We start from the raw sequence: 12,086 nt of genomic DNA on the forward strand, positions 1-12,086 counted from the left end.
GACGGGCATGAAGCGCGACAGGGTCAGGCGTCGACCAAATTGCGCTCTTCAGCGGCCGAGCGCATCGCCTTTTGCAGTTTCTCGAAGGCGCGGACCTCGATCTGGCGCACGCGTTCGCGCGACACGCCGTACTGGCCGGCGAGTTCTTCCAGAGTGACCGGATCGTCCTTGAGGCGGCGCTCCGTCAGGATGTGCTTCTCGCGTTCGGTCAGCTCCTCCATGGCCTCTTGAAGCAGGCTCATGCGGATGCCCTTTTCCTCGTCTTCGGCGAGTTGGGTTTCCTGAGAGACAGCCGTGTCGTCGGCCAGCCAGTCCTGCCATTCGCTTTCACCGTCGGCGCGCAGGGGCGCATTCAGCGAGGCGTCGCCGCCGAGGCGGCGGTTCATGTTGGTGACTTCCTCTTCCGACACGCCCAGCTTGGTGGCGATGGCGGCGAGATGTTCAGGGTGCAGGTCGCCTTCCTCGAAGGCCGAGATCTGGCTCTTGGCCTTGCGCAGGTTGAAGAACAGCTTCTTCTGCGCGGCGGTGGTGCCCATCTTCACGAGGGACCAGCTGCGCAGGATGTATTCCTGGATCGACGCGCGAATCCACCACATGGCGTAGGTCGCCAGGCGGAAGCCCTTGTCAGGATCGAATTTCTTGACGGCCTGCATCAGGCCGACGTTGCCCTCGGAAATCACTTCGCCGATCGGCAGGCCATAGCCGCGATACCCCATGGCGATCTTGGCCACGAGACGAAGGTGAGAGGTCACGAGACGGTGGGCGGCTTCGGGGTCCTGGTGCTCTGACCAACGCTTGGCGAGCATGAACTCCTCGTCCTTGGTCAGCATCGGAAACTTGCGGATTTCCGTCAGATAACGCGACAGTCCCTGTTCAGGCGACATCACCGCGAGCGTACTATTAGCAGCCATATTTGGTCCCTCCGACCGTCTAAACGAGCGGGCTCTGCGTCCTCGACCACAGTGTGTGCATCGAAGCCTCTCCCCTCAACCACTCAGATGGTGATGAGTTGCCTCGATGTTTAGAGGCGAGCGGCCACACGAAAGCGTGACCGTTGCCTGCGCGCCACTCTGCGCCGAACAGACAGCAATATAGAAGTCGTCAGTTTCTATTCAAGACCCACTAAGACGCCGCAAATGCGATTCCTGGACCCGGCTCAGAGACCCAGAATGGTGCGATAGGTCGGGTGAACCGTGTCGGCAAGGTCGGGATGCTTCTGGAAATAGGCGGCGAAGAAGGGACAGACGGGCAGGATCAGCAGTTCGCGCTCTCTGGCGTCCTCGATAACGTGTTTGGCCAGCCGACTGGCGATGCCCCGCCCTTCAAGACGCTGAGGCACCAGGGTCTCGGTGATCATCAGATTGGGCGGCGACAGATTATAGGTGACGACGGCGATCTCGCCCTCGACCGGCAGTTCGTACTGGTGACGTTCGGCGTTGTCGCGGATTTCGGGATCAGCCATCGGTCGGCGCCTTTCAGAGCGTGGTCAGCAAAGTCTCAAGCGACTGCATATCAGCAGGGGGCGCGGTCTCGAAGCGGAGCGGTTCGTTAGTGACGGGGTGAACGAAACCCAGGACGGCGGCGTGCAGGGCCTGACGGGCCAGTCCGGCCTCGGCGATGGCGGCGCGGACGGGGGCGGTGGGGCTGCCGGAGCCATAGACAGGGTCGCCGAGCAGGGGCGAGCCCTTGGACGCCAGATGAACGCGGATCTGGTGGGTGCGGCCCGTGTGCAGGGTGCAGGCCACGCGGGCGGCCATCGGCGCGCCGCCAGCCTTCGCCGGTTCGCCGAAAGTGGTCTGGACGACATAGTCGGTGATGGCTTCACGCCCGCCGGACTTCAGCACCGCCATCTTCTTGCGGTCGCCATTGGAGCGACCGATGCGGGTTTCGATCCGCCCTTTCGACGGCGAGGGGGCGCCGCGGCTCAGGGCGATGTAGGTGCGTTCGATGTCATGGGCGGCGAACAGGGCGGACAGGCCCTGATGGGCGCGGTCGGTCTTGGCGGCGACCATGACGCCGGAGGTGTCCTTGTCCAGCCGGTGGACGATGCCGGGCCGGGCGACGCCGCCGATGCCTGACAGACTGTCGCCGCAGTGGGCCAGAAGGGCGTTGACCAGGGTGCCTGTCTCGCAGCCCGGCGCGGGGTGGGCGGCCATGCCTGCGGGCTTGTCGATGACGATCAGGTCCGCGTCCTCATAGAGAACCGTCAGGGGGATGGGCTCGGGCTGGGGCGTGGCGGGCGCGACCGGGGGCAGGGCGACGGCGTAGAGGCCCGGCTGGGCCTTGGCTGAGCCGCTGGTCAGGGCGACGCCGTCGCGGCTGACGGCGCCTTCGGCCAGCAGCGCCTGGAGCCGAGCGCGTGAAAGGGTGGGGAAGACTTCGGCCAGCGCCTTGTCCAGACGCACGCCCGGCGTGTCGATGCGGGCCTGCAGCACTTCGGCGGCTGCGGCGTCTTCGTCGTCGGGCAGGTCGGGTTCGGGCAGGTGTTGGGGCAAGGCGGTCTCCAGCCGCCGATGTAGCACGCCGGACCGCTTGCGCGAGGGGGCGGCGCTGTTGGATAGTCAAGCTGGGGGCGCAGGAGGGATTGCGATGCGGCGGCTGTTGATCATCGGCGGCGTGGCGGCGGCCGGGGTATTGCTGGCAAGCTGCGCTACCATGGGCAAGGACGAGTGCCTGGTCGGCGACTGGGGCCAAAAGGGCTATGATGACGGGGCGTCAGGCTATCCGATGACGCGGCTGGAAGAACACGCAAAGGCCTGCGCCAAATATCAGGTCATGCCCAATCCCAACGCCTATCAGTCCGCCCGCGAGGATGGGCTGCGCGGTTATTGCACCTTCCAGCGCGGCTGGACCGAGGGCAGGGCAGGCAACACCTATTACGGCGTCTGTCGTCCGCAGGAAGAGGCGGAGTTCCTGCCTGCTTATCGTGATGGGCGGCGGCTGTACGATGCCGTGGCCGCGGTTGAGTCTGCACAGAGCGCGCTGAACAGCGCCATCTCCCGGATCGAGAATCGTGAGGACAAGCTGGAGGCCAAACAGGCGGAGCTGCGCCAGAGCGGACGGTCCGACGAAGAGCGCCAGAAAATCCGTGATCGTATTCAGGAAGTGCGCGGTGAAATCCGCGATGCGCGTCGCAATGCGCAAGACGCCGGGGACGCTTTGGACGTCGCGCGGCGGGAAGAAAACCGGGTGCGGTACGAACTGTCGCGCCGCTACCCGGTCTGAGCCTGATCAGGCGGCCTTGACGGTTGCGCCGCGGAACGACGGATCAAGGTCGCCCGAGGTGTAGCGTTTGGCCATCTGGGCGGTGGAGAGCGGGCGGATCTTGGACGCCTGACCCTCGCAGCCGAACTGGAGGTAACGCTCCATGCACAGCTTCTTCATCGCCTCCTTGGCAGGCTTCAGATAGTAGCGGGGATCGAACTCGCCCGGCTTCTCGATCAGGGCCTTACGGATGGCGCCGGTGATGGCCATGCGGTTGTCGGTGTCGATGTTGACCTTGCGGACGCCGTGCTTGATGCCGCGCTGGATCTCTTCGACCGGCACGCCCCAGGTCTGGGGCATTTCACCGCCATAGGCGTTGATGATGTCCTGCAGGTCCTGCGGCACCGACGATGAACCGTGCATCACCAGGTGGGTGTTGGGCAGGCGGCGGTGGATCTCTTCGATCACATTCATGGCCAGGACGTCGCCGTCCGGCTTGCGCGTGAACTTGTAGGCGCCGTGGCTGGTGCCCATGGCGATGGCCAGGGCGTCGACCTTGGTGGCCGCGACGAAATCGACGGCCTGATCAGGGTCGGTCAGCAGTTGGGAGTGATCCAGCACGCCCTCGAAGCCGTGGCCGTCTTCAGCCTCGCCCATGCCGGTCTCCAGCGAGCCCAGAACACCCAGCTCGCCCTCGACCGAGACGCCGCAGGCGTGGGCCATTTCGGTGACGCGGCGGGTGACGTCGACATTGTATTCGTAGCTGGCAGGGGTCTTGGCGTCCTCTTCCAGCGAGCCGTCCATCATGACGCTGGTGAAGCCGTACTGGATGGCGGTGGCGCAGGTCGCCGGGCCATTGCCGTGGTCCTGGTGCATGCAGACCGGGATGTGCGGATACAGTTCCGCCAGGGCGTCGATCAGCTTGGCCAGCACGATGTCGTTGGCGTAGTTGCGGGCGCCGCGCGAGGCCTGGATGATGACAGGGGCGTTGACCTCGTGGGCCGCCTCCATGATCGCCAGACCCTGTTCCATGTTGTTGATATTATAGGCCGGCAGGCCGTAGTCGTTCTCTGCTGCATGATCGAGCAGCTGCCGCAGCGTGATGCGCGCCATTCTTGTAGTCTCCTGAGCCGATTAGTTTTTTTAATTGGGCAAGAGATTAGCTGTGGTGCGCTGCGAAGTCACGCCATGTAACGCCGCAATGGCGCGGTTGAGAGCGAAGACGCGGGCGCGTGACGGGAATGCATCGCGCGCCCGCTGTTCGATCAGGCGCGCAGGGCCTCTACGCCCGGCAGAACCTTGCCCTCCATCCACTCCAGGAAGGCGCCGCCTGCGGTGGAGACGAAGGTCATGTCGTCGGACGTGCCGGCGTGGTTCAGGGCCGCAACCGTGTCGCCGCCGCCTGCGACAGCGATCAGGGCGCCCGACTTGGCGCGCGCGGCGGCGTGCTTGGCCGCAGCGACCGTGGCGGCGTCGAAGGGCGGAACCTCGAACACGCCCAGCGGGCCGTTCCAGATCAGGGTCTTTGACGCGTCGATGGCGGCGTTCAGGCGGGCGACGGTCTCAGGACCGGCGTCCAGAATCTTGTCGTCGGCAGACAGGGCCTCGCCGGTCTTGACCGTACGGGCCTCGGCGCCCGGCTTGACCTCGACGGCGACCACGACATCGACCGGCAGCAGCAGTTCGCAGCCCTTGGCCTCGGCCTCGGCCATGATCTCGCGCGCGGCAGCAGCCATGTCCCGCTCCGCAAGGGAACCGCCGATATCGACGCCTTGCGCGTAGAGGAAGGTGTTGGCCATGCCGCCGCCGATGGCCAGCTTGTCCAGCTTGCCGACCAGATTCTTCAGCAGGTCCAGCTTGGTCGAGACCTTGGAACCGCCGACGATGCCGATGACCGGCTTCTGCGGTTTGCCAAGCGCAGCGTCTAGCGCGTCCAGTTCGCGGCGCATGGATTCGCCGGCATAGGCGGGGATGTGGTGGGCGACGCCTTCGGTCGAGGCGTGGGCGCGGTGGGCGGCCGAGAAGGCGTCGTTGACATAGAGGTCGCCCAGGTCGGCCAGCTTCTGGGCGAAGACCGGATCATTGGCCTCTTCCGCCGCGTGGAAGCGCACGTTTTCCAACAGAACCACGCCGCCCGCATCCAGATCACGGATGGCCTCGACGGCGGGGCCGCCAATGCAGTCGTCGGCGAATCGGACCGGGGCGCCCAGCAGTTCCTCCAGCGGATGAACGACGGGCTTCAGGCTCATTGACGGGACGCGCTGGCCCTTGGGACGGTCGAAGTGGGCCAGCAGCGCCACCTTGGCGCCCGCGTCGCGCAGGCGCTGGATCGTCGGCAGGGCGACCCGCAGACGGGTGTCGTCGGTGACCTTGCCGCCCTCCATCGGGACATTGAAGTCCACGCGGACCAGAGCCGTCTTGCCGGCGAGATCCTTGGCGTCGTCGAGGGTGCGGAAGGTCATCGATTCAATCTCTCATGATCCTTCTCCCGTGGGGAGAAGGTGGCTCGCGGAGCGAGACGGATGAGGGACTTCCGATGGCCCAGTTCGCACATCGTGTCCCTCACCCTTTCGCGCCAGAACGGCGGCTTACGCCGCCGTGCGCTCAAGCCCTCTCCCGCTGGGAGAGGGAGGCAGTCTTACAGGAACTTCGCCATCACCAGGGCCGTGTCGGCCATGCGGGTCGCGAAGCCCCATTCGTTGTCGTACCAGCTCAGCACGCGGGCCAGCTTGCCGTCGACGACCTGGGTCTGGGGCAGGGCGGCGGTGGAGGAGGCGGCGATGTGGTTCAGGTCGCTGGACACCAGCGGATCCGTCGTCGTGAACAGGACGCCCTTCATGGGACCGTCGGCGGCGGCCTGAAGCGCGGCGTTGATCTCGTCCACGTTCACGTCACGGGCGGCGACGACCTTCAGGTCCACGACCGAGACGTTCGGGGTCGGGACGCGGATGGACGAGCCGTCCAGCTTGCCCTTCAGTTCCGGCAGGACCAGGCCCAGGGCCTTGGCGGCGCCGGTGGAGGTCGGGATCATCGACAGGGCGGCGGCGCGGCCCCGGTAAAGATCCTTGTGCATCGTATCCAGCGTCGGCTGGTCGCCGGTGTAGGCGTGGATGGTGGTCATATAGCCGCGCTCGATGCCGAACAGGTCGTTCAGCACCTTGGCCACCGGGGCCAGGGCATTGGTGGTGCACGAACCGTTCGAGACGACGATGTCGTCGGCGGTCAGGGTTTCGTGGTTGACCTTGAAGACGATGGTCTTGTCAGCGCCGTCAGCCGGGGCCGAAACCAGCACGCGCTTGGCGCCCGCCTTCAGGTGAGCCGAGGCCTTCTCCTTGGAGGTGAAGATGCCGGTGCATTCGAAGGCGATGTCCACCTTCAGTTCGGCGTGCGGCAGGTTGGCCGGATCGCGTTCCGCCGTGACCTTGATCTTGCCCGTGCCGACGTCGATCCAGTCTTCGCCCGAGGTCACCGTGCCGGGGAAGCGGCCGTGCACCGAATCGTAGCGGAACAGGTGAGCGTTGGTCTCGACCGGGCCCAGATCGTTGATCGCCACGACCTCGATGTCCGTGCGGCCATGTTCGACGATGGAACGCAGAACTAGGCGGCCGATGCGGCCGAAACCATTGATGGCGACGCGAACGGTCATGGGGAGGCTCCTCTGAGTGGTGGTTTTATCGTTGGCCGTTTCAATGACCGCGAGCGCCGCGTGTTTCAACCCCGAGGACGTAACATCGGGCGATCAACTGTTACGCCGAGGGCTGTTGCGGCAAGAAACACCCCGTCAGGCGATGTTTTTGGCGGATGGGGCAAAAATCTTGCTCAAGCGGGTTGCGCCGTACCGGCCGGTGTGGTTTCTTGCCGTCAGAACAGGGAGCCACCCGTGGCCACAATGACGCGCGCAATGATGAAGGGACGCACCGCGAAGGCGGTGGCGGTCGCTCGCGCGCCGACGGTGTTCGACGCCCGACTCGTACTCATTCTCACCGTACTTATTGGCCTGCTTACGCAAGCGGCGTGGATGCACGCGACCTGACCTAAACGCACTCAGGATCGCCCGGCACCACCCCGCTACCGAAAGGAAGCGGGGTTTTTCGTGCTTGGTGGTTCGAAATGAACTGGACCGATGACGCAAGATTCTACCTCTGAACCCAGGAAGCCGAACGCGCGCAGCGCCTCGGTCACGGCTGGCCCCAACCGGGCGGCGGCGCGGTCCTATCTGCGCGCCGCAGGCATGCAGGACGCCGACTTCGACAAGCCGATGATCGGCATCGTCAACACCTGGTCGACGGTCACCCCGTGCAACATGCACCTGGACCGCCTGGCCAAGGACGTGCGCGCAGGCGTCATCGCGGCGGGCGGCTATCCGGTCGATTTCAACACCATCGTCGTCACCGACGGCATCTCGATGGGCACGCCGGGCATGAAGGCCTCGCTGATCAGCCGCGAAGTCGTCGCCGACTCCATCGAACTGGCCATCGAGGGGCACCAGTTGGACGGCGTTGTCTGCATCGTCGGTTGCGACAAGACGATCCCGGCGGCGGCCATGGCCCTGGCGCGGATGGATATCCCCGGCCTGGTCTATTACGGCGGCACCATCCTGCCGGGCGTCATCGGCACCAAGGAAGTCTCGGTTCAGGAAGTGTTCGAGGCCATCGGCGCGCATTCGGCGGGCACGCTGGACGACGCAGGCCTGAAGGCGGTCGAAAGCGCGGTCTGCCCCGGCGCCGGCGCCTGCGGCGGCCAGTTCACCGCCAACACCATGGCCATGGCCTTGTCGGTCATGGGCATCAGCCCGATGGGCGCCAACGATGTTCCGGCCGTCGATCCGAACAAGGGCGCGGAAGGCGAGCGTTGCGGCCGCATCATCGTCGAGCGTGTTCTGGCTGGCGACAACGCCCGCAAATACATCACCAAGGCCAGCCTGAAGAACGCCGCCGTCGCGGTCTCCGCCTCGGGCGGATCGACCAATGCGGTCATGCACCTGACGGCCATCGCCGCCGAGGCGGGTGTCGATTTCGGCGTGGAGGACTGCCACCAGGCCTGCATCGAGGCGCCGGTCATCTGCGACCTGAAGCCGGGCGGCCGGTTCCTGGCCTCGCACCTGTTCGCGGCGGGCGGCACGCGTCTGGTCACGCAACGCATGGCTGAGGCGGGCAAGATCGTCGACACCCCGACCGTCACCGGCCGCAGCCTGTTCGAAGAAGCCGCTGACGCCGAGGAGGCTCCGGGCCAACTGGTTGTCACCAGCTTCGACGCCCCGGTCATGGCGCGCGGCAGCTACGCCGTCATCTATGGCGATGTCGCCCCCGAAGGCGCGGTCATCAAGCTGACCGGCCACAAGGTCGATGTCTTCGAAGGCCCGGCCTGCGTCTTCGACAGCGAGGAGGACGCCTTCCACGCTGTTCAGGACGGCACGGTCGGCGAAGGCGATGTCATCATCATCCGCTACGAAGGGCCCAAGGGCGGTCCCGGCATGCGCGAGATGCTGCAGGTCACCGCCGCCTTAAAGGGCCGCAAGATCGACAACGTCGCCCTGCTGACGGACGGTCGCTTCTCGGGCGCCAGCTACGGCTTCGTCGCCGGGCATGTTTCGCCGGAAGCCGCTGTCGGCGGACCGATTGCACTCATTCGCGATGGTGACCGCATCACCATCGACGTCACCAACCGCCGGATCGACGTCAATGTCGATCTGGCGACGCGCCGGGCGGGCTTTACGCCCCACGTAGTTCGTCCGGCGCGAGGTGTTTTCGCCAAGTACCGCGCCTCTGTCGCCTCGGCGGCCCAAGGCGCAGTCACCATTCCCAACCCGCCGCCGGCTCAAATCCCGGCATCAAGCAAAAAACCCGCTGCTCAGGACGCCTGACCCATGGCCATCACCATCTACACCAACGACGACATCAAGCCGGGCGCCATCGCCGGTCAGCGCATCGCCATCATCGGCTATGGCTCGCAAGGCCGCGCCCACGCCCAGAACCTCCGCGACAGCGGCCATGACGTGATCGTCGGCGTCCGCGAAGGCGGCACGGGCTGGAAGCACGCCACCGCCGACGGCCTGCCGACCGCCGAACCGGCTGAAGCCGTCAAGGGCGCGGACATCATCGCCATCCTGACCCCGGACATGATCCAGGGTGAAGTCTATCGCGACGTCATCGAACCGAACGCCAAGGAAGGCTCGGCCCTGCTGTTCGCCCATGGCTTCTCGATCATCTATGAGCGCATCACGCCGCGCCCCGACATGGATGTCATCCTGGTCGCGCCGAAGGGCCCGGGCGATCTGGTCCGCCGCGAGTTCCAGCGCGGTCGCGGCGTGCCGTCGCTGTTCGCCATCGAAAAGGACGTCACGGGCAAGGCGCGCGACCGCGCCATGGGCTACGCCAAGGGCAACGGCGGCGCGACCGGCGGCCTGCTGGAGACCACCTTCCGCGAAGAGACCGAGACCGACCTGTTCGGCGAACAGGCCGTTCTGTGCGGCGGCGCCAAGGAACTGGTCATCCAGGGCTTCAACACCCTGGTCGAGGCCGGCTACCAGCCCGAGATCGCCTATTTCGAATGCCTGCATGAGCTGAAGCTGATCGTGGACCTGTTCTACGAAGGCGGCATCTCCAAGATGCACCACTTCATCTCGGAAACGGCCAAGTACGGCGCCGTCGCCAGCGGCCCGCGCGTCGTCACCGAAGAAACCAAGGCCCGCATGAAGACCATTCTGGACGAGATCCAGGACGGCACCTTCGCGCGCAACTGGATCGCCGAAAACGAGGCCGGCAAGCCGCAGTACGAAGCCTGGCTGAAGGCGGACCGCGAAAGCCAGATCGAACAGGTCGGCGCGCGTCTGCGTGAACGCATGGCCTGGCTGAACACGCCCAAGTCCGAAGCGGCCTGAGCCCAGACCTAAAGACCGGATGACCCAGATGACCGCCGTCGCCTTCAAACCCTCTGCCGAGGCCGCCCAGTCCGGCGCCCGCCTGCTGGTCTCCACCCTGGAGCAGTTGGGCGTAGAGGTGGTGTTCGGTTATCCGGGGGGGGCGATCATGCCCATCTATGACGCCCTGGCCGGTTCCAAGCTGCAGCACTATCTGTGCCGCCACGAACAGGGCGCCGCCTTCGCCGCTGACTCCTACGCACGGGTCAGCGGCAAGGTCGGGGTCTGCATGGCGACCTCGGGACCGGGCGCGACCAATCTGGTCACCGGCATCGCCAACGCCATGCTGGATTCCGTTCCGATGGTCTGCATCACCGGCAATGTCGCCCAGGGTGTCATGGGCACGGACTCGTTCCAGGAAGTCGACATCCTGGGCGTCACCCTGCCGCTGGTGAAACACTCCTACCTGGTCCGTCACGCCGCCGACATTCCGGCGATCATCCAGGAGGCCTTCCATATCGCCCGTTCGGGCCGTCCGGGGCCGGTCCTGATCGACCTGCCCAAGGATGTTCAGTTCGAATTGACCAGCGAGCCGCGCGGCCTGCATCTGCCCAACGAGATCGCCGTCGCCGAACCTTCGGTCATCGCCGAGGCCGAGGCCGCCATCCGGGCTGCGCGTCGTCCGGTCCTGTACGTCGGCGGCGGCGCCAAGATCTCGGGCGCGGTCGAGGCGGTTCGGGAGTTCGCGGCCCTGACCGGCATTCCGCAGGTTTCGACCCTGAACGCCCTGGGCTCGATCCCGACGGGGCAGGACAATTATCTGGGCATGCTGGGCATGCACGGCACGCCTGCCGCCAACGAGGCGGTTCAGGGCTCGGACCTGCTGATCGTCGTCGGCGCCCGGTTCGATGACCGCGCCACCGGCAAGCTGGCCGAGTTCGCGCCCGAGGCCGGCGTCATCCATTTCGACATTGATCCGTCCGAGATCGGCAAGCTGCGTTCCGTCGCTGTCGGCGTCGTCGGCGATCTGAAGCCCAATCTGGAGGCGCTGAACCGGCGTCTGGCCGATGGTCCCGCCATCGAGGTTTCGGCCTGGGCCGATCAGTGGCGCGCGCGCTCCGCCGAGACGCAAGTCCGCTATGACGCGCCGGGCGACAAGGTTTATGCGCCGGCTCTGCTGAACGAACTGTCGCGCCTGGCTGGTCCGGGCTTCATCGCCGCCTGCGACGTCGGCCAGCATCAGATGTGGGTCGCCCAGCACTGTGAATTCTCGCGTCCTGAAGCGCACATCACCTCGGGCGGTCTGGGTTCGATGGGCTTTGGCCTGCCTGCGGGCATCGGCGCCAAGCTGGCCGAGCCGGACGCCGTGGTCGTGACCATCACGGGCGACGGCGGCGTGATGATGAACATTCAGGAACTGGCCACGGTCAACCGCTTCAATATTCCCCTGAAGATCCTGCTGCTGGACAATTCTCGCCTGGGCATGGTGCGCCAGTGGCAGGAGTTCTTTTTCGAGCGGAACTTCTCCGAGGTCGACCTGTCCGACAACCCGGACTTCGTGAAGGTCGCCGAAGCCTTCGGCATCGAGGCCTTCCGCATTGAACGCCGCGATCAGGTGACGGCGGGCCTGGAGCGGCTGCTGGCCGCCGAGGGACCGATCCTGGCCCACGTCATTATCGATCCCGCCGAAAACGTCTGGCCGCTGGTGCCGCCGGGCAAGAACAACGCGCAGATGATGCATGCTGCAACCGCTGAAGGAGAACTGTGATGACTGACACCATCCACATCCAGATCGACCGGGCCGACGGCTCGCTTCAGCGTCTCATCGGTCTGGTGGAGCGCCGTGGGTTCCACATCGACGGCATCAACATGGCCGATGAAGGCGACTTCCGCCGCATCGCCCTGACGGTCCGCAGCCGCGACGCCGCCCGCAGCACGGACAATCTGGGCCGCCAGATCGACCGCCTGTTCGGCGCTCGCCGCATCGGCAACGACATGATCCAGTCCGAGGCCGCCTGATCGC

The 12,086-nt window shown here is 65.8% G+C and carries 11 protein-coding genes; 5 read left to right on the top strand and 6 right to left on the bottom strand.

The window, feature by feature from the left end; genetic code table 11:
• Nucleotides 1–23 precede the first annotated feature (23 nt).
• From rpoH to JKF87_RS01940, 3 genes are all read right to left on the bottom strand, one after another.
• Nucleotides 24–911 (bottom strand): RNA polymerase sigma factor RpoH, encoded by an 888-nt coding sequence (gene rpoH, locus JKF87_RS01930; RefSeq protein ID WP_201096788.1) that lies wholly within the window; start codon nt 909–911, stop codon nt 24–26.
• 245 nt (nt 912–1,156) lie between these two features.
• The gene (locus JKF87_RS01935) at nt 1,157–1,462 is read right to left on the bottom strand and encodes a GNAT family N-acetyltransferase (protein ID WP_201096789.1); all 306 of its coding nucleotides are present in this window, start codon (nt 1,460–1,462) and stop codon (nt 1,157–1,159) included.
• A gap of 13 nt (nt 1,463–1,475) precedes the next feature.
• Nucleotides 1,476–2,495 carry an RluA family pseudouridine synthase gene (locus tag JKF87_RS01940; RefSeq protein WP_370874272.1) on the bottom strand — a complete coding sequence of 340 codons (1,020 nt, stop codon included), beginning with the start codon at nt 2,493–2,495 and terminating at the stop codon, nt 1,476–1,478.
• Nucleotides 2,496–2,589: 94 nt separating this feature from the next.
• Here JKF87_RS01940 and JKF87_RS01945 point away from each other — a divergent pair, with 94 nt between their 5' ends.
• Nucleotides 2,590–3,225 (top strand): DUF2799 domain-containing protein, encoded by a 636-nt coding sequence (locus tag JKF87_RS01945; RefSeq protein ID WP_201096790.1) that lies wholly within the window; start codon nt 2,590–2,592, stop codon nt 3,223–3,225.
• Between the two features lie 6 nt (nt 3,226–3,231).
• On the opposite strand, the gene fba is transcribed toward JKF87_RS01945, so the two are convergent.
• The 3 genes from fba to gap all read right to left on the bottom strand — a co-directional run bounded on the left by fba (nt 3,232) and on the right by gap (nt 6,850).
• On the bottom strand, nt 3,232–4,317 hold the full coding sequence (gene fba / locus JKF87_RS01950; RefSeq protein ID WP_201096791.1) for a class II fructose-bisphosphate aldolase: 1,086 nt from the start codon (nt 4,315–4,317) through the stop codon (nt 3,232–3,234).
• Nucleotides 4,318–4,469: 152 nt separating this feature from the next.
• Complete coding sequence (locus tag JKF87_RS01955; protein WP_201096792.1) at nt 4,470–5,666, bottom strand: phosphoglycerate kinase; 1,197 nt, start codon at nt 5,664–5,666, stop codon at nt 4,470–4,472.
• 176 nt (nt 5,667–5,842) lie between these two features.
• Nucleotides 5,843–6,850: a type I glyceraldehyde-3-phosphate dehydrogenase gene (gene gap, locus JKF87_RS01960; protein WP_201096793.1), complete on the bottom strand. Its 1,008-nt coding sequence runs from the start codon at nt 6,848–6,850 to the stop codon at nt 5,843–5,845.
• A 477-nt stretch (nt 6,851–7,327) separates the two neighbouring features.
• Here gap and ilvD point away from each other — a divergent pair, with 477 nt between their 5' ends.
• The 4 genes from ilvD to JKF87_RS01980 are packed head-to-tail and all read left to right on the top strand — an operon-like array spanning nt 7,328 to nt 12,082.
• Nucleotides 7,328–9,067, top strand: a complete 1,740-nt coding sequence (ilvD, locus tag JKF87_RS01965; RefSeq protein ID WP_201096794.1) for a dihydroxy-acid dehydratase — start codon at nt 7,328–7,330, stop codon at nt 9,065–9,067.
• Between the two features lie 3 nt (nt 9,068–9,070).
• Entirely contained in the window at nt 9,071–10,084 is a 1,014-nt protein-coding gene (gene ilvC / locus JKF87_RS01970; protein WP_201096795.1) for a ketol-acid reductoisomerase, read from the top strand.
• Between the two features lie 19 nt (nt 10,085–10,103).
• Nucleotides 10,104–11,831: an acetolactate synthase 2 catalytic subunit gene (gene ilvG / locus JKF87_RS01975; protein WP_201096797.1), complete on the top strand. Its 1,728-nt coding sequence runs from the start codon at nt 10,104–10,106 to the stop codon at nt 11,829–11,831.
• Entirely contained in the window at nt 11,831–12,082 is a 252-nt protein-coding gene (locus tag JKF87_RS01980; protein ID WP_201096799.1) for an ACT domain-containing protein, read from the top strand. Before ilvG ends, JKF87_RS01980 begins: the two co-directional genes overlap by 1 nt.
• The last annotated feature ends 4 nt before the right edge of the window (nt 12,083–12,086 follow it).

It is taken from the genome of Brevundimonas nasdae (genome assembly GCF_016654005.1).
Classification (GTDB): domain Bacteria; phylum Pseudomonadota; class Alphaproteobacteria; order Caulobacterales; family Caulobacteraceae; genus Brevundimonas; species Brevundimonas nasdae.